The organism is Seonamhaeicola sp., from assembly GCF_028281565.1.
GTDB lineage: Bacteria > Bacteroidota > Bacteroidia > Flavobacteriales > Flavobacteriaceae > Seonamhaeicola.
On sequence record NZ_JANQJQ010000046.1, the window covers coordinates 1 to 25,618 of the forward strand.

Here is a 25,618-nt window from a genome sequence, read left to right on the forward strand (position 1 = left end):
TTCGTTTTTATGTATCAGCATTTTACTTTATGTCTTGTAATTTTAGTTTTCCATTATAGTTTACAGGCCACGCGATGCAAAATCGCGCGGCAGCGGGGAAAGAGGTGAGAACAGACCTACATCTGATGTATTGACCAAGTTGGCCAATGCACTAGATGTTACCGGGGATTTTTTAATGGATGGTTCGATGGATGATAAGGCACAAAACACTATTTCTGATAAAGAGCTGCTTTCTCAGTTTCAAAAAGTTTCTCAACTGTCCAATGACAGAAAGATGATTGTTAAGGAGCTCATTGACGCTTTTCTGATCAAAACCGATTTACAACAAAAATTTGCGCAATAAAAAAGCCCGGCAGATCCGGGCTTTTGTTTTAAACATCACTTTTGCTTTTTCTTACTGTAGGGAGTAAACTTCTGTGTATAACAAGCCTTATCTGTTTTAAATAAGCCTTTTTCAAATGCTTCCTTATGTAATTTGGGTAACTTCTTAAATCTTTTCTTTCTAAGCCTATCTACTCTTTTCTGGGACATAAAATCGTAGATAGCATCAATCATTACAATTACTTCTAAAACATTACAATCATCTGATAATTCAATTACAGTATGCTCCATTCCTACGTAACTAATATATAGTGTCAAAACATCATTTGGTATGGAGATCTCAAATTTTCCCTCAATATCAGTTGTTCCTAGTAATTCATCTTTATTACTATAAATCTTAGCTTCAGGAAGTGCTTCTAAATCTTCAGAAATAATTCGTCCTTTTAGAGTTAAATCTTGAGCTTTCACACACAAAAAAGATGTTAACATTAATATGGTCATCAATATTTTCATAACACCAAAATTTATTTAATGGTCAGTATAATCAATTTTCTTATACTTAGTATCATACCTAAGTGGAGCAGTAATAATAAAAAACCTCATATGTGGCATTAGCTTAAGTGCACTATTCCTCGATCTGATATCTTGCTCCGAAGCTCTTGTCCTATCTGAAACGCTAACTCCTTCACTTGGATGTGTATGGAAAAAGGCGGTTAATTCCGTAGTCTTCAAGCCACTTCTCACACCTTCTGCATTACCGTGCCCCCTTGTTACTTTTAAAGAATTATTTTTATACTTTCCTATTGTCATATGAGTTGTCGTACTAGACCCTTCTTTTGTAAAGTATGCCCCTCCAATTTCTGTACCTACATATTCAGATAGTTTTAAAGAAAATTCTTCAACTCCTTCAACTGTAGGCTGACCTTCTCCTCCAACACTGATTACTTGGTCTTTATCTTTGAAGTTTTGTCCGTCTTTTAGAATCCCTTGTGCTATACCATCAACTGCAATCTTAGCTTCTCCGTTCTTTTTATACTTAATTTCTCCTTTACGATTTGTTTTAAGTATCCTATCTAGCTCATCATTTGTTTCACCAATTTGGATAATTTCTCCAGTCTTCTTATTAAAGGTAAAATCTGTTAGTCCATTAGGGTCAAAACGTAAAAGAGGGTTGTTTAAAACATATGCATAAGGAGTCCACTCAATACGTCTTTCCGCCAGCGGATCAACTACATGCCACCTTCCAATCACCGCATCATAAAACCTGGCCCCATAATCATACCAATTTACGCCGATTTTTCACCATCATTTCAAAGCCTTACCCGCTCCAAAATCACTTTTTTAAAGAACGTTCATTACACTCAAAAGTACGTATTTTTTCTTTTTAATTGAACTCATTTTTTCAGCTAAAAACAAAAACAAAAAAGCTTGCGATTTCCCCCAAGCGTCACGGGGCAAAAAAGCAAGGCTGGTGCATTACCTTTAAGTTTTATTTCATTTTAATGCACCATTCATCTTGGCCTTGTCTTTTTTATCGGGGTCGGGCCCAGTGGGGAGTGCGCTTATCTTTGCTATGCTTTTTTGTTGGCGGTTTGGTCGTCAGTTTGCTACAAGGGAGGCGGGTCGGCCATAGGGGCTATTTAACATAATTGCCTTATAGGGCAGCTTTGGATTGCAGCGCAGGCTTGTGGGGCTGTTCCTATAAGAAGCTGTTATGTTATTTAGCTTAGGGTAATTTTTATTGGCGGGGCTTTTGTTCTGCAGCCGGGGGCAGCGTTTTGTTTTTTTGCTTTTACCTATAAACATATTTTCATATAAAAGAAAAAAACAATAGGCTGCCTTGGGGCCGGCACAAAAGGCATGACAAAAAAAATTACAGAAGCGCATGGCGTGGGGAAGGCTAAAAAAGACAGGGGAAGCACGACAGGCGGAGGGCGTCTGGATTTTTTAGCCTGGGGATTTAAGATAATGGATGGTACTTCTTAAGTTTGCTCTTTAAGCTTTCCAGGTTGTTCAGTTGGTAACGTTCTGTAGAGCTCACGTATTTATGTCCTGCAAAGTACTGGACCTGTCTTAGGTTAAAGTTCTTTAGCCGGTAAACGATCACGCTTGAACGGATCTGTTTTGCATTCTTAACTTCCGGATATTTCTTCCGGATCTCTTTAAATAAATGGAGCAGGCTGTTCTTTATATTCTCACTTCCATTGATGCTTATAAACAGTTGTTCATTGATCCGGTCTTTATTGATTTGGTTTGGCTTTCTTGATGGGCTTACTTTCCCGATCTCTCTTATAATACTTGGTTTTACTTCATTTACATATTCATAGAGCTCCAGTATTTGGAAGGGCTTTAGTTCAAGTGTGCGGCTGTTGCGTCTATGGTTTCCCGGGACAAGTATTTTACCTTCTTTAAGTTTTAGGTATTCCGCTTTAAGCCGGTGCAGTTCTTCAGTGGTTAAGCCTTGATAAATTAATAGTCCTAATATAACCTTGTTTCGCTTTTCTCTGTTTGTACCATTCGGATAAGCTTCATAGATAAGTTCCAGTTCTTTGTAATCAATGATGCCGGCAGGCAGTTTATGCCTTGTGCCTTTTAAGTATAGGTTACCAGCAGGGTTTGTAAGGTCGGGATTGCTTTGTTTTAAGTAATCGTAATAATTACGGATGGCCCTTAATGTGCTGTTGATATACTTAATGCTTTTGCCCTCCAGCTTGCTGTAGTCAATAAAGTTTAAAAGATCATTATATCTTACCGTTTCTATTTGCAGGTGTTCGGATTCCTGCCAGTTAAAAAAATAAATGGTATAATTCAACTTTTGGCGGATGGTGCCTTCACCGTTACCAAGTTTTTGAAGATAAGTTTTAAAGCTCATTAACTATATCCTCCTTCGGCGGACAGGTGTGTATAAATTTGTGTACTCTCTAAACTCGCATGTCCTAAAAAACGGCTCACGTCTTCCAGGGCCATTCCCGATTGTAAAAGATGTGTGGCAATGCTATGGCGCAAAGAATGAAGCCCGACCGCTTTATTTAGCCTTGATCTTTCCAGTAGTTTATTTAACCTTTCCAATATGGCATTACCGCTCATTCTTTTGCCCAGGGAACTGATCAGTAAAGCTTCATTCTTTTTTCCATTTAGAAGATCTTCCCTTGTAATACCGGTATAGGTTTCCAGGTTTTCCTTTATTTGCCCCGTGATTGGAACATATCTTTCCTTATAACCTTTGCCTTTTTTGATATAGATCAGCCTTTGTTTTAATAACACATCTTTTACATCAAGGCTTATTCCTTCGCTTCTTCTTAGCCCGCAACCATAATAAAGGTCAAGCATGACTTTATCACGGATTCCCAAGGGATCATTCCCGCAGGCTTTGTACAGGGCCTGTATTTCTACTTTATTTAGGATCAGTTTTTGCCGGTTTTGTTTGGTACTTGTTTTTATATCGATCTCAAGGTTTGCTTTTCCTGTTTGCTGCAGGTAGGTTGAGAAGCGTTTTAATGCATTGATGTTACTGGTGATATAATTTTGTGATAGGCTTCCCGTCTGCCTTTTGTTCTTTCTTGTCTGCAGGTGATTGTAATAATCATTAATAACTGCTTTACTTATTTGTTCAAGGCTGCTGATTCCGTTTTGTTCCAGGTAAAAGAAAAAGTCTTTAATGTAGTTTACCGAGCCATAGATGGTACTGTCCGCATAGTTCAGGGTTTGCAGCCATTTTTTAAAGCTTTCTTTCAGTACGGCGTTTATGTCCATTATGACGGTTTTTCCTCCTACGGCGGATAAATTTAGGGGGTGCCTTGCATTTTGGTTATCCATTTACCCACCAAGGGTTTTGTTTTGATTGTTAAGTAGTTGAGTGGATAACTGCATCAGTTACCCGCTTGTTATCCACGCTACCCACCAGATTTTGTTTAATGTTTTTAAGTGCCGCATCCAAAGCGTTGTCCAGGCTTTGGTTGAGTTCGTTGTATTCCAGGGTGTTTGTGATCTCGTATTCATAGCCTGTTTTATGGCGGTTGCCACCAACGATTTTTATGTAGTTGTAGCGAAGCAGTTGAACCAGGTAATATTTAAGGTTGTTGGGATTCATCCTAAAGGCCTTGCGTATCTCGTTTTTATAAAAGCTTGTTTTTTTGTTTTGGTTTAGATAAGTCTTTAACCTTTCAAAGAGCCTGCGGCATTCCCTGCTCAGCTCATCCGCTTTGGCCAAAAGCACATCCTTTAACAACTTGTTCGCCCATTCGATGTCCTCGATAGTTGTCTCAATGTACTTCTCTCCGGTCTTATCGTCTGAGGCGACTCGCCTCTGGTATTGGTGGTAGAAGGTGATGGTTTCTATAAAAGCCAGGTAATGACTATTTGTCCTGAGCGGTTTAAAAACGTGTTCAGGGATCACCAGGTATTCTGCATAAGGGTTGCGTACTTTGATTGGTTTAAGCATGGTCTGCATATCTTTAAACCGTTCGATCATTTCTTGTTCCTGGTTTGTATTTATTTTGCCTGCCGATAGTTTACGTTGGTATTTCATGATTTGCTCTTTGTGGGTTTTACTGTTATCTAAATAAATTAACAGGGAGCGGTTGGCATTATCTTCATAGAGTTTTTCTCTTGTTGTTGTTCCGGCTAAACAGATTGGCCCTTCTACTTTTAAGGTGATCGTTTTTAGGTTTCCTTTGCTGTCTTTAATGGGAATGGTCTTGCTTATCTTCTTTTTGCTTTGTAGTTCCCGAAGTGGATAGAGGACGTTTTCTGCACCGTCCATATCTTCGATCAGTACGAGCTTATTTTTGAGCTCCTGCTGACCGAAGTAATAAAATGCATTTTCGGATAAGATGGTAATTTCAAGTTTGTGGTGTTCCGGTATCAGCTGGCTTACTTTTTCCTGGAGATAAGTTTTTCCTGTTCCACTTGCACCTAAGCTTATAATATGTAAAGGTTGTTCCCTTAAGCGTGATGTAAAAACAAGGTACATTAATAGACGGTTGTTTTCTTCGCCTACCATTCCGGTTTTGCCGATGTCATGTCCTGTTCGCTCCATCAGCTTTGGGGATTTTAGGTAGTTTATCGCTCTTTGTTCTTGCTGATGGCTTAGCTTCCTTTCTTGTGGCCTCTTTTCCTTTCTACTCTCGATCTGGTTTAAACGGTACCTCTCTATTTGATCGATCAGTTCTGCAAGTGCCGTTCGTAAAATCGTTGTGCCGGTTTCAAGTTGCTCTGAGGCTTTACCTATAAATTTCTCAAGGTAATCCGAGTGGTATAAATCGATAGTGTGACGGATTGAGTGAAGTGGGTTCTTGCTGCCTGTTCTTGTTATTTTTATCGTTGCCCTTAACCTGTCTAGCTGTTGCAGGTTGATGCCGCCAAGTAAAACAATTTGCAGTTCATTTGTCATGTAAGTAATGAACTCAGGGTTTCGGGTATTCAACCTTCCTTTTACGGGCAGTGGGTTTTGTTCGATTAAAAGTTTCCGTTCTTCAAGTAGCTGCAAGATTGCATCCTGGTCATAGTTCACATAAAGACTGTTCACGTCTTCGCCCTGTGGGGTTTCTACTGAGGATAGTTTTATATTGGGTAATAATTCGCTTAGTTCTTGTTGGTATTTGTTTACCGCAGCTTCCCCGGCTTTATCACCGTCAAAAAAGAAGATGAGTTCTTTTAAGTTTTTAAGTTCACTGATTGCCTGTTTGTGTTCTTCTGTTAACCCATTTGTTCCATAGCAGCTTAATACTTCATAGGTATTGGTTATTTCGGGTATTTGTAAAAGTGTGGCTGCATCGATGATGGCTTCGGTTAAAATAAGTTTAGTTGTTTTTGGGGTTGGATAATGGGGATAAAGCCCCGATCTGTTCTTTAGGTAAAAGTGTTTCGCATTTTCTTTATCCAGGATGCTCCGGCCGTAAAAACCGGTGATCTTGTTTTGCCTGTCTTTTAAAGGAAAGATTATACAGTATTTCATCCTGTTGTAAGTAGTGCCGGAGTTATAGCCGATTTCATGTTTCGTAAGGTCAATGCTTCTTTGCTGTAAATAATCTTTTGCCTTTTTACTGCGCTGAAGGCTTTGTTTTAGCCCGGTGAAGGTTTGTTGCATGTCCACGACGGGATGGGTTTCTTTTAGTAAGCTTGTAGCTGTTTCCGGTTCCGGTTCGCTGGTGTTTAATAGTTCTTTTGCTTTAAGGATTGCAGTATGCTTGTCCGTATTTTCTTTTTTTTGGATAAACTCGATGACATCCCCATTTGCTGCGCAACCAAAACAGTTAAACGTATTTGTCTTGGTGTATATTTTAAGGCTGGGTTTGTCGTCTTTGTGGAAAGGACAGCAAAGCATGCCGTTTTTATTTGCCTTCAGGTTGTAGTGGTTTAGGACGGTTCCTATTTGTAGCCTTTGTTTGATTTGTGCGATCTCCATTTTTCGATAACTTTTATATTGATTCCGTTGTTTATGGGTTTGATCTCTACCAGGTCACCTACATTAAAGCCCAGTTCCTGTAGCCATAGTCCTTCCAGAGTTAAGACCGGGGCAAGTGTTGCCCTTCTTTGTGAGCGGCAAAGCCGTATCCTGCGTTCTTTTTTCTTTTCCATAAAATTTTTTCAAAAAATATTTTTAGCTCTTATACGGTTCAAAAATACCGAATACAATTCAAATAACAAAACTTTATTCAACTTTTTTATTCCTTATAAGGTTTGTATATTTGTAAAACAACTAAATACAGGGGCTTTTTAGCCCTTATAAAGTCTTTTTGATATGGATACATTTGGTAAAAAAATAGCAGCTTTGCGCAAAGCAGGTAAGATGTCCCAGGCTGAACTGGCAAAAGCATTGAACACTTCAACTTCTGTTATTGGAAGGTATGAACGTGATGAGATGGTGCCCTCCATTGATGCAGCCAAAAAGATTGCAGTTACATTAAATACCACCGTTGGCTATTTACTTGGAGAAGTAGAACAGGCCGATGTATTTAAAGACCCCGATATGCTTAAACGGCTTAGTGAGATACAAAAAATGGATAAAGAAGATAAAGGCCACATCCTTTCTGTTATTGATGGGTTTATAAAATCCATTAAACTTAAAAATATTGCCGCGTTATAAAACGACAAAAGCCTCGGAGAACCGAGGCTTTTTAGCTTTATTTTTTGGTAAGTTTTGGAATAGAGTCCTTTATTTCTTTTATTGCAGAGTTAATAATCATTAATGTAGTATCTAACTTTGTTTCAGATTTGTTATAACATTTAAGTGTATCATTTTTAGTATAATATTCTTTTCTGCCACTTAATGTAATAGATATGGCTCTACTTCCTAATATATCTGTACTGACTAAATAAATTTTAGATCCTTTAGGAATAAAAAATTCCTTTTGCAACTGAAGCTCTATGTTTAAATCTCTGCCAACAAAAGATATATCTGAGACTTTTCCAACTTCTTTACCTTTGCAAATTACTTTATCTCCTTCATTTAATCCATTAACATTATCAACTACAACATTAATTGAATTGGTTTTTGTACATGCAACAAAAAAAGAAAGTGCAATTAAATAAAAAAATATAAGTCTTCTAGTTTTCATCTTGTTTTTTCTTTTCTTTATCTTTTGTGATAATATAATCTATCATAAAACTAACATCCGTTCCTTTGACAGTAAACCTAAAAGAATGATTTCCGTCTTTATCTTTTATATGTTCAACGGTACCATTATAATCTTTAAATTTTTCATTTAGAGCATCAGCACCTTTTTCTCCAAGTGGCAAATCTCCAATGCTTACATCATTCAAAATATCAAATGCATCTGCAATAGAAGTTGCTATTGATGTCGGAAGTTTCGTGCCTTCTTCTGTCCATCTGCTATCAAATGTAACATCTGAACTAGGATCCATCAAACCATAATCAGACTCTCCATTTTGATAATCATGATATAAGCCTATAGCACCTTCTTTTGTAAATAAATTAGCATTTATGAAATTAGATTTGTTTTTTACGTTAAATTTTCCTTGAAAATTTCCAGAATAATCTTTACCTCTTATCATTCCTTTATAGCTTCCTTGTTCCTTGTCTAAATCATAAGATACTTGAACTGCCCATAAATCTTTGTCAGGGGTTCTTCTTTTATTATAAACAATTGCTACAACTTTGTCTTCTCCATTAGGATCAATAAAAACAATTGGATTACTTTCAACATAACTGTATGGGGTTGTCCAAAAGTACTTTTCTGCAAGAGGATCCTGTACATGCCACCTTCCAATCACCGCATCATAAAACCTGGCCCCATAATCATACCAATCCAATTCAGCTTGCAGCTCTTTACCATTATAAAGATATTGGTTAGAGTTGGAGTTTTCCTGCTCAGCTGTATGTCCAAAAGGATAATAAACTACCCGTTGCGTTAGCGTTTTACTGCCACCATTCGGTCTGAATGCGATACGAGTGTTTCCAAGATGATCTTTAATAAAATACTCATAAGAAAATGTAGAACCACTTTTCTCTATAACCCCTTCCGGGTGGTGGATTAAAACAAGGTTTTTAGAGTTGTCATATTCAAAACCACCTGCATAATACCTTTTAACAGCCCCAACCTGTTTACAGACCTTTTCTCCTGTTGCCGTATAATAATATGTTAAAGAACTTCCTGATTTTGTAATCGTCTGGGGTAAATTTAATAAATTATACGCAATATTGCTAATGCCTTTGTTATTATCCTGTTTTAAATTTCCATTGTCATCATAAGCGTAGTCGGTTCCGGCTACATCAGCAAAACCGGCAGCATTTGCCGTTGCATCACTTACATAGTTCAGTTTGTTTCCGCCGTTTAGATAATTATAGGTAAGATTATCAATAAGCCCGGAAGCGTTTCGCCTTTTAAGGGCTTCTATATTACCGTTTTTATCATAAGTTATGTCATATTCATTATAATGGTTTTCATTGGATGAAAAACTACTGCCTTCTCCATAATCGGAGCCCGTTAAGCGGTTCAGTTTATCATAGGTAAAGCCATAGCCCTTTTTAACATAAGAACCACTGAATTCTTTCTCGTTCCAGATCATCCCTGATATATTCCCGTTAAATTGATCTGTAGAAGTCAGGTTAGCAATTTCAGTGTCTTCATTGTATAAAAGCCTAAGGGCAAACAGGTCATTGCCCATATTATCGGGGTTGTTCATTTGGCTTAACCAACCACGGATATTATACGTATAATCTGTAGCTTCCAAACCTGCTGCCAGTGTTTTTTGCTTTAACTGCCCCAGTTCGTTATACTGCATTTGTGCAATGGTGGTACGGTTGGCCCCATTGATTTCCTGCTCGGTTTTTGTTAAACGTTGCATATGGTCATAAGTATTCCATTGCTCAACGGTGGTTGTATTGCCGTTAAAGGTCTGGCTTTGCTTTTGCTGCAATACCAGTCCGGTAAAGTTGTATTTAAAACTGGTGATTCCCCGGCCTCCGTTGGAGCCGTCGTATAATTGCCGTCGGTTTTGGATTATCCGTCCTTTGTCATCATAATAGTCCACGCTGCTTAGCCATATCCCCGTGTTGAGTACTTTTACTTTGCTGCCGGTGGCCAGGCCTTTGATCATAGTGCTTTCACTGATGCCATAAACATTCTGGTAAGGCAGGCTTGCATCAAAGCCATAGCTATCATAATAATAGACGCCCAGGGGCTCATAATTGCTGCCACTATTGCTGCGTGGATAGGCCACAGAAGTATAATAATGTGTTGAACTGCTGCCATTACGGCTTTCCCAAAGGTTAGATTCTCCATTTACAGTTGATTGTACCGATGCACGTGTACCTGAAATATTAATGGTTCCGGTCATAATAACCCTGCCAAGTTGATCGTATTTGGTAAACAACCATTGGGTACCCCCACTTTCACGCTGTTTTCCATCCTGGCTTAATATTAAACGATCGATCTTATTATAGACCATGTATACCCATCCGGCACCCGGAAGTTTTTTTTCTATCATGCGCCCGCGGCCGTCATAATGATAGGCATAAAGCAGTTCGTTAAAAGCTGTTGTACCTTCAGTATAGCTGTTGGCGATGGCTTTGGGCGGAATTACGTAGGCCAGGCGGTCAAAGTTGTCATACACATAATAGGTGCTCAGCCAGGTACCTCCTCCGGCTTCAGCCTTTTTACAAACCACTTTGCCTGTTTTGTCGGTAAACTCGGCTGACTGATTACCGTTTTCATCGGTCAGGCGTATTTTTATTAAATCGCCGGCAGGATAATTTGCCGAAGTACTAACTGTGGTTCCACTAATAGCCCATTGTTTTATTTGATCACTGCTGCTGTTAACCTCATAATCGGTATCCTGGCTTTTGCCGGCTGTGCGCCAGGCCTCTCCGGGGCCGTATTGTTCAACTACGCGGTCTAGTGGAGAAGGTTCAAAAGTAAGGTCGCTATAGGGGGCAGCATCCAGGGCAATTCCCGAAACGGGGTTATAAGTCCCGGCATAAAATCCTGCCTGCCTGCTTTCATCGGCACTGCGATAACTTCCTTTATTAGCATCGGCATCTACATAAGGTAAATATTGCCGGGTTTCGCGCCCGAGGTTGTTATACTTGATCGGGCTTATAATATCCTTACTCAGGGGGCTGGCTTTTACGGCAAGGTTTTGCATGGGGCGTCCCAGCCCGTCAAAGTATGATTGGGTTACGATTAATTCAGCATTAGAATGTTGGGTTGTAGCTTCTTTCAGATCATATGCCGTAACATAGTTATTCGCAGATGATAAACTCAGGGAAGAAGCTTCGCTTGATACGCTCACAATAGCTGACCCAATCATATTTTGAGTGCTGGAAGCTTTAAAAGCTTCTATGGTATAGGTTCCTGCCTGGGTGATCCCGTAAAAAGTGAGCGGATGGCCTGTCCCTTCCAGGGTACTTATGGTTACACCGTTTTTTTTCAGGCGGTAGCTTACCGTGGTTTCTGATCCGTCCAGGTAAATGTTCAGGCCATTACCACTGATCACCTGTCCACTTCCCGATACATTGAACTGCTCTAGAGGAACAGGAGTAGCCGCTGCCTGTACAATAAATAATTGCACAGAACCAAAGTCAAGCAAATGAAACCTATCCACAGGATCGGGGTTTGCGGGTGCCGAGACGATGAAGGTGCCTTCAAAGGGGGTGGAGTGGACCAGGAATAAATCCAGGTCACCGTTCCAGTTCATGGATTCCCAGAACAGAAAGTCCATCATTTCATATTCATTATAGCTCATAGGGGCATAAAAGTATACAGGTACGGCTCCCCCTTCTTTAGGCAGCTCAACCAGGGGCGGATCCAAAAAAGTAATATTTTGCAGGCTCTGTGATTGTAGCCCTAAGCACAGTAACAAAGCGATTGTTAATGCGAATAGTTTGTATTTATATGTTGTTTTCATTTTTTTAGTTTTTTGTTTAATATCTAACCTACTGTCCATAATTATATTCATATGCTTTTAAAACATTACCATCAGCATCTTTAATGTGGAGCAAACGTCCGAAGACATCATATTCGTAATAGCTTGTATAACCTTTGGGGTCTGTTATTGAGCTGATGCCTACCCCGGGCTGATAGGTATAAGTGGTGACCTGTGCATCGGTACCGGATAAATTGGTACGGATAATGTTCAGGTGGTTGCGCAAGGCTTCATCATTGGCTGGATTGTCCAGTATGGATTGTGTGATCCAACCGTTGACAGTTGTATAATTGCTTCCCACGACTTTTGCTACGGGGTAATTCCCATTATACCCCCAGAGGTAAACCTCTTTTACATCATCGGTTTTGTATTTTTCCTGCAAATTCCCTTTATCATCATATTCACTAAAATTTAGTTCCGTATAGTCGGTAAGGGAAGTATAAGAACGTGCTTTTGAAAGGAATAGATTGGAAGCATCATAAGCTAAACTGTATTTCTGTCCACCGGTAATTTTAGCCGAACCGCCATCAGGTTTTAGGGTATTCAGCACTTCCAGGGGCTGTATGTAATGTCTATCCAGCAAATCTCCCTTGATTGTTTGTTCTGCTCCACTCAGGCCAAAAGTAAAATCAAGCGTAGGGTCAAAGGGGTATTTGTAGTCCATTTCCTTATCGGCATTGTTCACCCTTGTTTTGACTTGTTTAAGGAACAGCCGGTCTTTATAGGAGTGATCATAGGTATAGTTGGTTTTCTGTACATGAACTCCTGCCTGGTCAAAGGTGGAGTCAATCGTTTGGGACAGGGCATAAGGGTAACCCCTGATGCCATACGAATTGCATGCACCTAGGATAGGTAAAATGCCTTGGCCATAATCATATTCATACCAGCTAGGGGTATGAAAAGCCCGGAACCAGTACGGTTTGACCTTCAACCCTTGCTGGGATTGTTGTATGCTGATGTTGGTGGGTAACCCGACATAGGAATGGGTAGTTTTTTTCAGCAAATTCCCATGATTGTCATAGATATTTTCCGCGCGTAAACGTCCCCGGAATGAACTGTTATCGATAGGGGGCACATAGGGAAAAGTAGTAGGGAGTATATCTTCAGCATAACTGTAAAAGTGATCGATCCAGCCATTGCCGTTTTCAATGGTCCGTACTTCGGGGTAGACCACGTAAGACCCTCCTTCCGAGGCCAGCGGATAACTGCTGGAAGGTGACAATTGGTAATAGCGGCATTCCACTTCAGATGGATGTTGCAGGGATACTATTTTTACCTGGGAGATCAATAAACCACTGGTATAAGTAGAATCGGTGGAATACAATTTATAGCGATAGGCTGTTTTATTGATTTTTCCACTCACCGGGTCGTAGTCCCGTATTTCTTTTACACGGACACCGCCCACATTACGATTGTTGGCATTATAGGTGCCGTAAGGCGTTGCAATCGTTGTCGTACTTTGGGTACATTCGTCCCATGAACAGTCAATGCTTCCGAGGGTACAAAATTCGTCTTTATAGACTTCCAGGCGGTAATAGCCGTTAACCAGGCTGTATTCTCCCTGGGGTTGGTTTAAAAAGCTGTGTACTTCAAAACCGCCGAACAAATCGCCCGGATTGGGGGTTTTGAAGATCTTTACCCTGTAATCATTGCAACTAAAGCCGATATCGTTGAGCCAGTATTTAAAGGCGGCTCCTCCATCGGTACTGTTTACCGTGAATGTACGTTTTAAAGAGGGCACCTGCGGAGGCGCATGGCTGAAATTTGTTTCTGTAAAATATTGATTTTGGGTATAGGCCGGGTCAGGGTGGTATTCATTGATGTTAAAACGCGTTAATGCCGTATTGCCCTCGTACTCAAACTCACGATAACCACCCGTGGGGTAAGTGATCCTGGTTAAAATATTGGCTTTGGCATAAGAGGCATAAGCATTACGGTTACTCCCGTTTGTTCTTCGGATTACAAATCCCGAACCGGTTTTAAATACTACATTGGGGTAAAAACTTAAATTTGCCTGCCCATTATAGAACCCCCAGAAATCCACTTTGGATGAAAGACGGCTGGGCATATTGTGGGACTCATCATAGTGGAAACGGTATACCAGGCTGTCGTTACCCGATGCTCCCAGTGTTGCAAAATCTTTCAATTTAAGCCGTTTCACAAAGGGGTCACTGGACCAATCATTAAAATAATCATAATTAAAGACAATCCTCTTTTTAAGGCTGTTATCCGGATTGTATACATAAATGCTGTTTACCTTTCTCGAATAACCATCCTCACGATCTCCAGAAGAATTGATCTGTAGGTAGTTGCCTTTATTATCTTCTATGCGTGATATTAAATATTCCCCGGCACTGGTGTTCACCACTGCTTCATCGGGAATGATATGAAAGCCACCACACTCAAACGCTAATTTATATAATATCATAAAACCTCCGGAAAAGGTGGTAAACATATCTCCCGAGCTTACATAGGTATAGGTGAGTTTGTTCACTTCGTTCATGTCGTAAGCCTCTGTCAAAAACCAGGAGTATGAAGAAATACCATCGCTGGTACTGGGGTTGTTCATACTTTGGTATTGATAGATATTGGGGATGTAATAGTTAGTAGTGCCGGCTTTGTTTTTTCCAAAGTAATATTTGTTCCCCTGCTCATCAGTAATGATCCATTGCCGGATGCCGTTGCCGGGGGTGGAGGTGGTATCGTATTCGATCTTGATGCCGGTATTCTCCATCATCACAATACTTTTGTCTTCTTTAAAAAAGAACTTACCGCTCTGGCCGTTGAAACTGTACATAAAGATGTCGGGTTCAAGATCTAGCTCGTAAGGAAGGGAAGAAGCATACAGATCATACATATCGAAACAATTAAAATTAGAAGGGGTTTTAGGATTAGTGAGCAGGCCATTCGTATGGTCATCGGGCAGCCCTCTCACGATCTGTGTGATACGGCCACCCCCGTCGTTCAGGCTAAAGCCGAGCCCTACACTACTGGCCAGTTCTTCGACCCGTATGCCTCCGGTGCTGTTATAATTTAGCGAGAGGGATGCTTTGAGCGGGCCACTACCTATTTCACACAGGGGAAAACTGACCGGCACGGTCCCTGTAAAAGTGCCGATAGGCCGTTCCAGTACTTTAAATAAAGCCGCCGCATCAGGCGGAATAGGTTTTACTTGTGGAATTTTGTCCTGGAAGGATTGAGTAAAACCCTCGTTCATTGAAAACAGTAATACTACAAGCATTAAGAAAATGCAATAAAAATATTTTTTCATTTGTTTAGGTTTTTAAGTTTATATCGAGGCGTTTGTTTCTTCGTTTTGCGAAAAGTGAATTTTCAGCTTAAATGAAATTCTCTAATAAAGTTTGTTAAAGAAGAAGAAAAACACAAATTCATTCAAGCGATTGGTATATAGGATTTTACGCTTGTTTTATTCTTGTTGATTTCGCTTTTTTTAAAATTTTACCCTATGCTCCAAAATGGAGAACGCTGTCAAAAAAATTTTATGCCATTCTCTATTTTGGAGAATGCCTTCAAAAAAATTTTATCGCATTCTCCAAAATGGAGAATGATGTTTATAGAAATAAATAAGCATTCTCTAAAATGGAGCATGGGGTAAAAAAAGTTTTATAGTACTCTCCAAAATAGAGCATGGGGGTAAATATCATGATAGCATAAGAGTAGATACTATGATAGCATAGGGGGAGGATATAAAATCAGGAAAACGATTTTATGAATTGCGGGCTTCTTTCTTATATAACAGCCTCTCATTAAAAAGGGTATTGGCAACTTCGGCATTGTCGATCATATGGATGGCAATAATATAAATGTTTTTTTGCAATTGTTTTGACAATTCAATACATTTTTGCTTTTTTAATTTTATGAGTTTATTAAATTCTTCATTGATTATATATTGTTCTTTTCGTTGTTCAAAATATTTCCTAAATAACAGTAGAATGTTGTCGTAGTGTTTCTTGTAATTACTGTTTTCATCATGGTGTTTTAAAAAGGCCTGTATCCTTTCATATATATTTTTAATCGTAATCTTATTGAATTTTGAGATCTCGCTGAGCTGACCGGGAAATAAATATTGATAATCCTTTGAATACTTTGAATCCTGATATCGCATGAGTGCTTCCAGCTTCCTTGTAGCATCTTTTATTTCTTCAAAATAAAATTTTACCTTTAGGTTTTGATTTTTTCTTTCGTCCATTGCCAATTTTTTGTGCTTAATAAGCTGTTGATATTGGCCTAAAAGAACGCCGGTTTTAAGGATGATCTTATGATACCCTTTATGATGATTATTCTCTTTTAAACGTTTTATGTGATCTTTAGTGAAGGAAATTAAATTGGCATCGGCAATTTTCCTTTTGTCAAAAGCTAGCTTGAAAAATGAATCAATACGTCTCATAGTTTTAGTTTCTAAGTGTTTATAGCTATCGTCCGATCCCGTTAATTAGCGGGATTAACCTTTGTCTCTAATACTCATTTGAATAATACTCCCTGAATATTAGCGTTGTCGTAAATGAAGTATAATTTTATGTTTATGATCCCTTAGTCTATGTTTATATTGGTAGCTGTGAAGCTGCAGGTGATTTTACAATTAGGTTGTAATTATCCTGAGCATAAGTATTTGTATAAGGCAGTATTACAAATAATACTCTGAGTTTAAGAATTCTTCTCTTTAAAAAGAACCTTAAACAGTTTTTTAATAAGATTTTTTGTTTCATGATTCATAAATTTTAATTTTTAATAAGGATAATTTCTCTATTAAAGATTTAAAATTCACGGGGATTGTCAAAACGAGCAAAAACACTCTAAAACAAACAGTTACAAAAATCAACATTTTTCAAATATGGTATATCCAACTTACGCAAACCTATTTAGAAAAATGAACAGCACAAACCAAAATGTTTGGGGTTATTTTGAAATAAAAACCCATAAAATAATTTTGAATCAGCCGATTTATTTTTCAAAATCGCTCCATTCAAAAATGTTTTTGCTGATTATTAAAAAAAAGTGCATAAATATTTTTATTTACCCTATTATGAAAATTGAAATCGCATAAAACATTTTTGTTTTTGCGATTTATTTTTTCTAAATACCTAAAACAAATTTTCAAAAAGGGAATTTCAATTTTTTTTGATGCAAAATAATGCTTCTAAGCACATCCTTTTTTGCTACATTTACATCCGGCTAAACAGTTAAATAAATGAAGCAAGTATTTTTTCTACTGCCCCTTATCTTCATCTGTACAGAAGCATTCACCCAGGATACTGTCAGGCCCCTGATACATACATTTTTGGGCAATTATGAAAGAAACTATTATGGAAATGAAGCTCCTGATAATCTTGAGATTCATTGGAAACATTATTTAGGAGAAGGCATTACCGTCATTTCAAGAGCCAAAGGGGAACGAAAATGGAAAGGTGCCGGCTGGACAGGCCAGCCCTTATTGGTAGAGGAAGATGGAGTACTTTATTTAATTCAGGGGGCCTATGATCATCATTTAAAAAAGATCAGGGCATCCGACGGGGAAATTGTCTGGCAATATAAATTTGATGATGTAGTGAAGGGAACAGGTTCAATCTGGCATAATAAAAATGCTCAAACCAAAGAAGAGGAATGGGTCATACTTCAGGGCAGCCGCTTAGGAATCGGGAATTACCTGGATTCAAAACATATTCCAAGCTATAGAGCCATATCTTATATCACAGGAAAAGAATTATGGAGGTTGGATGTGAGGTGGGGCCCCAGCTACAGCCGTGATGTGGACGGGTCTGCATTATTCATCAATGATACGGCATACATTGGATTAGAGAATGCTTATTTCACCGTTTTCAGCCCGGATTGGAGAAAAGCAAAAATGAAAGATGGAATGCTTCAGCCGGTAATTTATGAAGAACATCCTTTATGGGAAAAAGGAGATGTCGAAAAACATAAAAACAATGTAGTTACCGAATCTTCCCCTGCCCTGTTAAACCATAAAATATATTCTGCTGCCGGATCAGGGCATATTTATGGCTATAATTTAAAAACACGTGAACTGGATTGGCGGTTTGATATAGGGTCGGATATTGACGGTTCTACAGTAGTTACAAGAGATGGTTGCATTTTAGCTACTTGCGAAAAACAATATATAAAAGGGAATGGAGGGGTTTTTAAACTGGACCCGGAAAAAGAAGGAACTGAAGCTGTTGTATGGTGGTTTCCTACAGACAGTATTAATTTTGAAGGCTGGGAAGGAGGGATCATAGGCTCTGCTTCGGTAAATGATCAATACATTTCATATCATGAAAAGTCATTAGCCAGTTTTATCGGACTGGATGGATATTTGTATGTTGTCAGCCATGAAGAAATAGTGGATAGCATTCAAAATGACGGACCAAATCTAAAACATAAATACCCGGCACCTGATTTAGTCTTCAAATATTATGTGGGCCCATCGATTTCCACACCAATCATGACCGGTAGCAAAATTATTGCAGCCACCTATGATGGGTTTTATTTATTTGAGTATGACCAGAAACTCAATTTCAAACTGCTGGACAAATATACAGCCGCTTTCGAGTCGACACCTATCGTTCACAATGGTAAGATTTACTGTGCATCCAGAGATGGCTATTTGTATTGTTTCGGAAAATAATTTTTAAAAAATCTTCATTGTTAAAAAAAAACAATTACTTTTGTAGCACAAGAACAAAGAAACATGATCCTTTTAAACAACAATAACCTTAATAATAATTCTAATAATACATTAGGATAAAGGGAGGTTATTGCAGTTTAAAAATATAACATAAAAAGAAATTAGCAGAGGCCTTCCGGATTCGGGAGGCCTTTTTTTTGAGGTGTCACCTTAAGGTGACACCTCAAAAAAAGAATGTAGAAATGATAAAACAATTTGTAAATAATAATAACAATAATAATTCCTCACCCTAAAGGAGAGTAGTATTGCTATTGTATTATATATCTAAAGCTTCTCTCGCCTTCCGCGGGGGAAGCTTTTTTTATTTAAGAAAACGATTTTCCGGGGTGTCGCCCCGAGGGGCGACGCCCCGGAAATCAAAAACAAGAATAAACAATTAATAAAAATCAATAAACAATGAAAACAATCAGTTTACTTAAAACAGAAGAAGCAATCAGCTATGTAAAAAGAACATTCACAGATGAATTATCACGAAAATTAAGTTTAACCCCTGTTTCTGCTCCAATCATTGTAATGGACAAAACCGGAATCAACGATGACCTAAACGGAATTGAAAGGCCTGTGAAGTTTCCCATTAAATCCATGCAGGAAGAACAGGCAGTTGTCGTTCACTCCCTGGCAAAATGGAAAAGAATGAGACTTGCGGAATTAAACATAGAAGTAGAAAAGGGAATTATCACGGATATGCGTGCATTGCGCCCGGATGAGGATTACAGTCGCTTACATTCAATTTATGTCGATCAGTGGGATTGGGAAAAACATATGTTTAAGACCGACCGGACCTTGGACTACTTAAAAGAAACTGTAAAAAAGGTTTATGAATCCTTAAAAGCTACCGAACAAAAAATTTCGGAAAAATATCCGGGAATAGATGCATGTTTACCATCAGAGATTACTTTTATTCATGCAGAAGAATTATTAAAGTTATATCCTGAACTCAGCCCGAAAGAAAGAGAAGATAAAATCACGGAGAAATTTGGCGCCGTGTTCATCATCGGAATAGGAGGAAAACTTTCAGATGGAGAACCACATGATGGCAGAGCTCCTGATTATGATGACTGGAGCACCAAAAACGAAGACGGATTTTACGGATTAAACGGGGATATTATTGTCTGGCATCCAACATTGAAATGTGCTTTTGAAATTTCATCTATGGGGATCAGAGTTGATAAGAAGTCATTAAAGAGACAATTAGAGATACAACAATGCCCGGAAAAAGCAGAACTTAAATTCCACAAGCTATTATTGGAAGATGAACTTCCGCAGAGTATAGGCGGAGGCATAGGACAATCACGTGTATGTATGTTTATGTTGAGAAAGACCCACATTGGAGAAGTACAGGTAAGCGTTTGGCCGGATGCAATTAAGGCAGAACTTGCTGAAGAAGGAGTCGCACTTCTTTAATTATAAATTATGGATTATGAATTAGTCCAACATCCATAATTTAGAATCCATAATTCATAATTAACTTTGATTCATAAAAAAAGAGGTCACAGTATTACTGAGCCTCTTTTAATATAATAAGGTAGATCTATCCCTTAACTACTGAGTTAATAAAATTCAATACTGTTTCCCGGTCATGATAATCTTCATTCATTGCCATAAAGATGGTATCATCTCCGGCAACTGACCCAACCAGCATTTCATGCTCGTGACTATCCAGCAAAACAGCCAAAGGATTGGCATATCCCGGCAATGTTTTAATGATCACAATATTTCCGGAAAAACTTGCCGACAAAAAACCGCTTTCCAATGAATGGGGCTTATTCAGCTCAGTTTGTACAATATAACGGTAGTTCCCATTCTCATCAGCCGTCTTTGCTACCTTTAAAAACTTTAAATCCCTTGATAATGTAGCTTGTGTTAAATCATAACCTTCATCAAGCAAAATATTTAACAATTCTTCCTGTCCGGAAATCTTCTGATTCGTTAAGATATCTTTTATCCTTTGTAGTCTTTGTGGTTTTTCTTTCATAACTCAAATACCGGTTATTACAATAATGAACCTACAAAATTAATACAAGTTTGCGGACTACAAGCACAAAATTGTAATTATATGCACATTTTTATACATATAATTATTAAACCATAGAATAAGCCATTAAATCGCTGTAAGCTGTTTTTATTTTCTCAAAGGGAAACCGGCTCAGTATTTTATTGAAATTACTTTCAATTCTATCGTTGCAAAGGTTATCCTTACTCCCCAAAAGCGAATGCTTGATTTTATTTGGTTTTAATGCCTTTTTGTTTTTCAGTTTTTCCGAAACGATATGATACGCTTCTCTGAATGGGGCTCCATTTCTTACTTCTACATCAATTTCATCTACACTGTAGATCTGATGATAGATTTCATTATCCATAATATTTTCTTTGATGATGATTTCATCAACCAGTATTTTAGATATTTTCAAACACTCTTTCATTTCCTCAAAGGAATCAATCAATGGCTTTTTAAGCAATTGGTATTCTCTGAAATAGCCGGTATTAAGATTGTTAGTATTACTTATTAATCTGAAGAGATGGACTTTAATATCATTCATTTTCCCTCTTAAAATTTCAAAAGCATCCGGGTTTTTTTTATGAGGCATGATAGAAGAGCCTGTAATATATTCATCGGGCAATTCAATAAAGCCAAAATTGCCACACATAAATAAGCATGCATCACCTGCAAAACGGGAGATGGTAGTTGCAACTGAAGACAACGCACTCATCACAGCAGTTTCAACTTTTAACCTGCTCCATTGGGCATAAATAACATTATAGTTAAAATCGTCAAATCCCAAAAGCTTAGTGGTGGTTTCTCTGCATACAGGAAATGAAGAACCATAGCCTGCCGCAGAACCCAAAGGATTTTTATTTACCAGGTCAAAGGCTGATTTCATCTGATGCAAATCATCAAGCAAACTTTCGGCAAATGCCCCAAACCATAAACCGAAACTGGAAGGCATGGCAATTTGCAAATGAGTATAACCGGGCATTTCAGCATTCTTATATTGATTACTTTTTGAAATAAAAGCATTAAATAAAGATTGAATATGCTTTATAATTTTTTCCAGTTCATTTCTCATATACAACCTGATATCAAGTAAAACCTGATCATTTCTACTTCTGCCGGTATGTATCTTCTTTCCTATTGCACCTAACTTTTTAACCAAAAGACTTTCAATTTGTGAATGCACATCTTCTACTCCATCATCGATTTTGAACTGATTCGTTTTGATAAGGAGCAATAAATGGCTCAATTCATTCAGGATGAGTTCACACTCATAGTCCTCTATCAATTCAACCTGATGAAGCATTTTAACATGTGCAATGCTTCCTAACACATCCCATTTTGCAAGGTGTAAATCTGTTTCTTTATCTTCGCCTATAGTAAATTCTTCAATTAAAGAATTTAACTTAGCTTTCTTTGCCCATAGTTTTTCCATCTTATAATTTCAGCTTTGACAGGATTTTTATATAAGTTTCAATGCCGTGTTTGATTTCATCTATATAAATAAATTCATCGGCAGTATGAGATCTTAAGGAATCTCCGGGCCCTATTTTTACTGAAGGAAATGGAATTACAGCCTGATCAGATATTGTATTTGAAATAAAACATTCAATCTCCAGGTCATTAGCGATTTGGACAATTGGATGTTTTTTATCTATAAAAGAGGCATTCAGTCTGGTTGACCTGGCCGTAACCTTAGACTCCAATTCCTTTTGTACTATTTTTAATATTTTTTTATTAGAGATCAATTCATTGGTTCTGACATCTACAACCATGCAGCATTCTTCGGGAGTAACATTATGTTGCTTGCCTGCAAGAATTTGAGTCACCGAAAGTTTTGTTGCTCCCATTTTTGCATGCTGATCTCCAAAATTGATTTGTTTCAATTTTTGAATATCTGCAATCGCATGATCAATAGCATTCTGGCCTTGAAAATGTGCTGCATGGCAAACTTCCCCTTCAGATTTAATATCAAAAACCATTAATCCTTTTTCTCCGGTAGCCAGTTTCATGGATGTAGGTTCTCCAACTATTGCCAGATCAACATTCCCCAATAATGGAAGTATGGATTCTATACCCATTGCACCTGTAATTTCTTCTTCAGCTGTTGCAGAAAATATCAGGTCAAAATCCAGGTCCATATCTTTTAGGGTATAATATGCCATTAACAAAGAAACCAATGCTCCTCCGGCATCGTTAGCTCCCAATCCGATAATCTTACCGTCCTCTTCAACAGCTGCAAACGGGCTTTGTTGCCAGCCCGAACAAGGGAAGACGGTATCAATATGTGAATTCAGCAGTATTTTTGGCTTGTCAGATTTGGCAACATAGGTCCAGGTATTATTCCCTTTTTCAAGAAACCTCACTCCATTTGATTCTAAATCATTTTTTATGAGCTTTGCAGCCATTTCTTCTTTTCCACTATAAGAAGGGGCTTTTATTAATCTTTTTAAAAGATCGACTGCATGTTCGGTTAAGTTATTTATGTTGTATTGTTTCATTGTTCTATTGTTGTATTGTTAAGGATTTACGGAGTGTTGTAATTGAATGGGTAAGCTGTAAAGTTTAATAAATCCTTTCACATCCGAAGCATTGAACAGCTTGCTTTCTTCCCCGTATTCGCCAAACTTATTATTATGCAGATCAAAAGGAGAGTCTACACCAATCACTTCAAAGGAGAAGGGTTTAAGCTTGATTTTTACAATACCACTCACTTTTGACTGGGTGCTTTCCAAAAATTTCTCAATATCTCTCGCTGCACTATCCAGATATAATCCTTCATGAAGTAAATTTCCATATACAGTGGCCATATCATGCTTAATCTGCAACTGCCATTTACTTAACACATGTTTTTCCAGTAATTCATGAGCTTTAATAAGCATCAGGGCCGCAGGAGCTTCAAATGCGATTCTTCCTTTCAGGCCAATAATGGTATCACCTAAATGGAGTCCTCTGCCAACAGCAAACCTGGAACCAATCTCATTCAATTGATGAATCAATGTCAATTGTGATAAAGATTGGCCATTTAAGCTCACTGCTTCCCCATGCTTAAATTCTATATTGAGTTCTTCTACTGTTTCCTGATTACATTGAGAAAGCCATGCATCTTCAGGAATAAAATCTTTAGAATTTAAAGTTTCCTTCCCTCCGATACTACTTCCCCATATTCCTTCGTTGTAGGAATACTGAGCTTTAGAAAAATCAATGTTTACATTTTTATTTTTGAGATACTCAACTTCTTTTTCTCTGCTAAAATTTAAATCCCTAACCGGACTAAGAATTTTTTTATCAGGAGCTAATACTTTAAATACCAGATCAAACCTGATTTGATCATTTCCTGCACCTGTACAACCATGAGCTAAAAGGGCTGCTCCAAGTTCATTTGCATAATTCACAACAGCTATGGCCTGAAAAGTTCTTTCAGAACTTACCGATAAAGGATATGTTTGATGCTTCATTACATTCCCAAAAAGCAGGTATTTAATTCCTTTATTGTAGAATTCTTGTTGAATATCTATATAGTGATGGGATGTAACACCTGCCGCATACGCTTTTCGTGTTAGTTCCTGCCTGAACTCTTTATTTGCACCATAAGTGTCGGCATAAATAGTATGCACTTCCAGATTTAATTCATCAGATAAATATTTTATACAGAAACTTGTATCCAAGCCTCCACTGTATGCTAATACAACTTTTTCTTTTTCCATAATTTTTATATTAATCCACCTTAGGTGGAATAAGTCATTTACTATAATTCCTGGTGAGCTAAACATGCCTGCCTGCTCAGCTTATTCTCATCCTCAATATTAAATTCAAGAGGATCGAACAACATAGCTGTACAAAGGCATCGTAAACGACCTGTACGTTGAAGGATATCAAAATTAACACAGGAAGAACAGCCTTCCCAAAATTTATCATCATCCGTAAGGTCTGAATAAACTACAGGTTTATAGCCTAGGGATGTATTGATGTTCATCACTGCCGGATTTGTCGTTAAACCAAATATTTTGGCTTTTGGAAAATTCTTTCTGGAATACTTAAAAACATAACTTTTAATTTCTTTGGCCAATCCGGTCTTTCTATACTTTTTCGCAACAATTAGTCCCGAATTGGCAATAAAGGATTTTCCTCCCCATAATTCGATATAACAAAAACCTGCAAGCTTCTCGCCACAAAGAGCAATCACAGCTTTTTGCTCCTTCATCTTTTCAGCAATATATTCGGCAGACCGTAAAGCCAACCCCACCATCTTATCAACGGCAGCTTGTTCTATCATGGCTGAAATCTGAGAAGCATAAATCAAATGCTCTTCTTTAGCAACTTCAATTTTAAATTCTTTAAATAAATACATTCTCTTTAAAATTTATGCAATATTATGCATGTTTTTGCAAATAATTTTGGCAAAGGAAAGAATTATTGTATTTATATGCAAATATTTTTGTATATTTTTTCATTTTTAATAAAAATTACAGATTGTAAAAGGGGAGACAATTCTTAGTTAATGGAATAAATAGATTAAAAAGTATTTCGTTATTGTTCGATATGTCATTATAGAGTGTCATTCTGAGCGCAGCCTTTAGTTTAGCTTATAATTATTATATGGTCATAAAACTAAAGGACTTTGCTATGCTACGCCCAATAACTCCGGTCACCGAGCTTGTCGAGGTGTATTTTTAGAATATTCCTTTAGCTTATGAAAATTCCTTTCAATCAAAGCTTTCTTTTTTCTATGGCTCCAGCCTTGAATTTGTTTTTCCCTGTAAAATGCCTCATCAATCCTCATAAATTCTTCATAGTATACAAGTTTTAGCGGCAAACGTTTACGTGTGTAGTTTGCCCCTAAACCTGTATTATGTTGATTTATACGAAATTCTAAATTTCTGGTGCTTCCTGTATAATATGTTCCATCAGAACATTGTAAGATGTATAAATAATAGATTTTCATATAAGTTTATTCCACTAATCCAGAAAAGTCTATCTTGGAATTTAATGATACAGGCATTTCGACTCCGTTACACTTCGCTCAATGACCCTGGTCCCGGTGGCTAAATTTGTCGAAGTCCAACTCCACTTCGCTGCCAATGACAGATTTATGCAATAAGCTTATTATTAATGGATTGCACTTTGTATCCAGATGCGGTTTTTTAGAAAGAAGCTCTGTTTATGAAGCAAAGACATATTGGAATAATATATTTTTCCCGTAGGGCCCGCCT

General features: G+C 37.8%; 21 protein-coding genes. 5 read left to right on the forward strand and 16 right to left on the reverse strand.

The features are described 5' to 3' along the window. Window positions 1-130 precede the first annotated feature (130 nt). Window positions 131-343, forward strand: coding sequence for a hypothetical protein (locus Q0983_RS19490; protein ID WP_299556779.1), 213 nt, complete (start codon window positions 131-133; stop codon window positions 341-343). Window positions 344-378: 35 nt separating this feature from the next. Here Q0983_RS19490 and Q0983_RS19495 read toward each other — a convergent pair whose 3' ends face one another. Further along, window positions 379-834 (reverse strand): carboxypeptidase-like regulatory domain-containing protein, encoded by a 456-nt coding sequence (locus Q0983_RS19495; RefSeq protein ID WP_299556781.1) that lies wholly within the window; start codon window positions 832-834, stop codon window positions 379-381. A gap of 15 nt (window positions 835-849) precedes the next feature. After that, a complete protein-coding gene (locus Q0983_RS19500) occupies window positions 850-1,617 on the reverse strand; it encodes an RHS repeat-associated core domain-containing protein (protein WP_299556804.1) in 768 nt (255 codons plus the stop codon). 564 nt (window positions 1,618-2,181) lie between these two features. Between Q0983_RS19500 and Q0983_RS19505 the strand changes: the two genes are divergently transcribed. Further along, entirely contained in the window at window positions 2,182-2,307 is a 126-nt protein-coding gene (locus tag Q0983_RS19505; RefSeq protein ID WP_299556783.1) for a hypothetical protein, read from the forward strand. On the opposite strand, the gene Q0983_RS19510 is transcribed toward Q0983_RS19505, so the two are convergent. Genes Q0983_RS19510 through Q0983_RS19525 form a run of 4 tightly spaced genes read right to left on the reverse strand, consistent with a single transcriptional unit; the run spans window position 2,282 to window position 6,900 of the window. Then, window positions 2,282-3,193 carry a site-specific integrase gene (locus Q0983_RS19510; RefSeq protein ID WP_299556784.1) on the reverse strand — a complete coding sequence of 304 codons (912 nt, stop codon included), beginning with the start codon at window positions 3,191-3,193 and terminating at the stop codon, window positions 2,282-2,284. The genes Q0983_RS19505 and Q0983_RS19510 overlap by 26 nt on opposite strands. Further along, on the reverse strand, window positions 3,193-4,137 hold the full coding sequence (locus Q0983_RS19515; protein ID WP_299556785.1) for a tyrosine-type recombinase/integrase: 945 nt from the start codon (window positions 4,135-4,137) through the stop codon (window positions 3,193-3,195). The genes Q0983_RS19510 and Q0983_RS19515 overlap by 1 nt, the downstream gene beginning before the upstream one ends. A gap of 28 nt (window positions 4,138-4,165) precedes the next feature. Then, a complete protein-coding gene (locus Q0983_RS19520; RefSeq protein WP_299556786.1) occupies window positions 4,166-6,727 on the reverse strand; it encodes a CHC2 zinc finger domain-containing protein in 2,562 nt (853 codons plus the stop codon). Then, window positions 6,691-6,900, reverse strand: a complete 210-nt coding sequence (locus tag Q0983_RS19525; protein ID WP_299556787.1) for a hypothetical protein — start codon at window positions 6,898-6,900, stop codon at window positions 6,691-6,693. Before Q0983_RS19525 ends, Q0983_RS19520 begins: the two co-directional genes overlap by 37 nt. 163 nt (window positions 6,901-7,063) lie before the next feature. On the opposite strand from Q0983_RS19525, the gene Q0983_RS19530 reads away from it, so the two are divergent. Then, a complete protein-coding gene (locus tag Q0983_RS19530; RefSeq protein WP_299556788.1) occupies window positions 7,064-7,408 on the forward strand; it encodes a helix-turn-helix transcriptional regulator in 345 nt (114 codons plus the stop codon). 37 nt (window positions 7,409-7,445) lie between these two features. On the opposite strand, the gene Q0983_RS19535 is transcribed toward Q0983_RS19530, so the two are convergent. The 4 genes from Q0983_RS19535 to Q0983_RS19550 form a co-directional block, all read right to left on the reverse strand. Further along, window positions 7,446-7,880 (reverse strand): MlaD family protein, encoded by a 435-nt coding sequence (locus Q0983_RS19535; RefSeq protein ID WP_299556789.1) that lies wholly within the window; start codon window positions 7,878-7,880, stop codon window positions 7,446-7,448. Further along, window positions 7,870-11,691 carry a DUF6443 domain-containing protein gene (locus tag Q0983_RS19540; RefSeq protein ID WP_299556790.1) on the reverse strand — a complete coding sequence of 1,274 codons (3,822 nt, stop codon included), beginning with the start codon at window positions 11,689-11,691 and terminating at the stop codon, window positions 7,870-7,872. Before Q0983_RS19540 ends, Q0983_RS19535 begins: the two co-directional genes overlap by 11 nt. 28 nt (window positions 11,692-11,719) lie before the next feature. Further along, on the reverse strand, window positions 11,720-14,980 hold the full coding sequence (locus Q0983_RS19545; protein WP_299556791.1) for an RHS repeat domain-containing protein: 3,261 nt from the start codon (window positions 14,978-14,980) through the stop codon (window positions 11,720-11,722). A gap of 456 nt (window positions 14,981-15,436) precedes the next feature. Beyond that, window positions 15,437-16,117: a hypothetical protein gene (locus tag Q0983_RS19550; RefSeq protein ID WP_299556792.1), complete on the reverse strand. Its 681-nt coding sequence runs from the start codon at window positions 16,115-16,117 to the stop codon at window positions 15,437-15,439. Window positions 16,118-16,918: 801 nt separating this feature from the next. On the opposite strand from Q0983_RS19550, the gene Q0983_RS19555 reads away from it, so the two are divergent. Beyond that, the gene (locus tag Q0983_RS19555) at window positions 16,919-18,352 is read left to right on the forward strand and encodes a PQQ-binding-like beta-propeller repeat protein (protein ID WP_299556793.1); all 1,434 of its coding nucleotides are present in this window, start codon (window positions 16,919-16,921) and stop codon (window positions 18,350-18,352) included. Window positions 18,353-18,808: 456 nt separating this feature from the next. After that, window positions 18,809-19,816, forward strand: coding sequence for an aspartate--ammonia ligase (gene asnA / locus Q0983_RS19560; protein ID WP_299556794.1), 1,008 nt, complete (start codon window positions 18,809-18,811; stop codon window positions 19,814-19,816). A gap of 127 nt (window positions 19,817-19,943) precedes the next feature. Here the strand turns inward: asnA and Q0983_RS19565 are convergent, their stop codons facing one another. From Q0983_RS19565 to Q0983_RS19590, 6 genes are all read right to left on the reverse strand, one after another. After that, window positions 19,944-20,387 (reverse strand): hypothetical protein, encoded by a 444-nt coding sequence (locus Q0983_RS19565; protein WP_299556796.1) that lies wholly within the window; start codon window positions 20,385-20,387, stop codon window positions 19,944-19,946. Window positions 20,388-20,493: 106 nt separating this feature from the next. Continuing rightward, a complete protein-coding gene (gene argH, locus Q0983_RS19570; protein ID WP_299556798.1) occupies window positions 20,494-21,840 on the reverse strand; it encodes an argininosuccinate lyase in 1,347 nt (448 codons plus the stop codon). A gap of 1 nt (window position 21,841) precedes the next feature. Next, window positions 21,842-22,906 (reverse strand): M20/M25/M40 family metallo-hydrolase, encoded by a 1,065-nt coding sequence (locus Q0983_RS19575; RefSeq protein ID WP_299556800.1) that lies wholly within the window; start codon window positions 22,904-22,906, stop codon window positions 21,842-21,844. An 18-nt stretch (window positions 22,907-22,924) separates the two neighbouring features. Further along, window positions 22,925-24,112 carry an argininosuccinate synthase gene (gene argG / locus Q0983_RS19580; RefSeq protein WP_299556801.1) on the reverse strand — a complete coding sequence of 396 codons (1,188 nt, stop codon included), beginning with the start codon at window positions 24,110-24,112 and terminating at the stop codon, window positions 22,925-22,927. Between the two features lie 41 nt (window positions 24,113-24,153). Then, window positions 24,154-24,756 carry a GNAT family N-acetyltransferase gene (locus Q0983_RS19585; protein ID WP_299556802.1) on the reverse strand — a complete coding sequence of 201 codons (603 nt, stop codon included), beginning with the start codon at window positions 24,754-24,756 and terminating at the stop codon, window positions 24,154-24,156. 297 nt (window positions 24,757-25,053) lie between these two features. Continuing rightward, the gene (locus tag Q0983_RS19590) at window positions 25,054-25,350 is read right to left on the reverse strand and encodes a GIY-YIG nuclease family protein (protein WP_299556803.1); all 297 of its coding nucleotides are present in this window, start codon (window positions 25,348-25,350) and stop codon (window positions 25,054-25,056) included. Window positions 25,351-25,618 lie beyond the last annotated feature (268 nt).

Coding starts and splice junctions, on each gene's coding strand:
- Q0983_RS19545 (WP_299556791.1), bottom strand. CDS start 14,980: ATGAAAAAATATTTTTATTGCATTTTCTTAATGCTTGTAGTATTACTG.
- Q0983_RS19585 (WP_299556802.1), bottom strand. CDS start 24,756: ATGTATTTATTTAAAGAATTTAAAATTGAAGTTGCTAAAGAAGAGCAT.
- Q0983_RS19555 (WP_299556793.1), top strand. CDS start 16,919: ATGAAGCAAGTATTTTTTCTACTGCCCCTTATCTTCATCTGTACAGAA.
- Q0983_RS19530 (WP_299556788.1), top strand. CDS start 7,064: ATGGATACATTTGGTAAAAAAATAGCAGCTTTGCGCAAAGCAGGTAAG.
- Q0983_RS19540 (WP_299556790.1), bottom strand. CDS start 11,691: ATGAAAACAACATATAAATACAAACTATTCGCATTAACAATCGCTTTG.
- asnA (WP_299556794.1), top strand. CDS start 18,809: ATGAAAACAATCAGTTTACTTAAAACAGAAGAAGCAATCAGCTATGTA.
- Q0983_RS19565 (WP_299556796.1), bottom strand. CDS start 20,387: ATGAAAGAAAAACCACAAAGACTACAAAGGATAAAAGATATCTTAACG.
- Q0983_RS19505 (WP_299556783.1), top strand. CDS start 2,182: ATGACAAAAAAAATTACAGAAGCGCATGGCGTGGGGAAGGCTAAAAAA.
- Q0983_RS19510 (WP_299556784.1), bottom strand. CDS start 3,193: ATGAGCTTTAAAACTTATCTTCAAAAACTTGGTAACGGTGAAGGCACC.
- Q0983_RS19520 (WP_299556786.1), bottom strand. CDS start 6,727: ATGGAGATCGCACAAATCAAACAAAGGCTACAAATAGGAACCGTCCTA.
- Q0983_RS19575 (WP_299556800.1), bottom strand. CDS start 22,906: ATGAAACAATACAACATAAATAACTTAACCGAACATGCAGTCGATCTT.
- Q0983_RS19550 (WP_299556792.1), bottom strand. CDS start 16,117: ATGAGACGTATTGATTCATTTTTCAAGCTAGCTTTTGACAAAAGGAAA.
- Q0983_RS19590 (WP_299556803.1), bottom strand. CDS start 25,350: ATGAAAATCTATTATTTATACATCTTACAATGTTCTGATGGAACATAT.
- argG (WP_299556801.1), bottom strand. CDS start 24,112: ATGGAAAAAGAAAAAGTTGTATTAGCATACAGTGGAGGCTTGGATACA.
- Q0983_RS19525 (WP_299556787.1), bottom strand. CDS start 6,900: ATGGAAAAGAAAAAAGAACGCAGGATACGGCTTTGCCGCTCACAAAGA.
- Q0983_RS19515 (WP_299556785.1), bottom strand. CDS start 4,137: ATGGATAACCAAAATGCAAGGCACCCCCTAAATTTATCCGCCGTAGGA.
- Q0983_RS19495 (WP_299556781.1), bottom strand. CDS start 834: ATGAAAATATTGATGACCATATTAATGTTAACATCTTTTTTGTGTGTG.
- Q0983_RS19535 (WP_299556789.1), bottom strand. CDS start 7,880: ATGAAAACTAGAAGACTTATATTTTTTTATTTAATTGCACTTTCTTTT.
- argH (WP_299556798.1), bottom strand. CDS start 21,840: ATGGAAAAACTATGGGCAAAGAAAGCTAAGTTAAATTCTTTAATTGAA.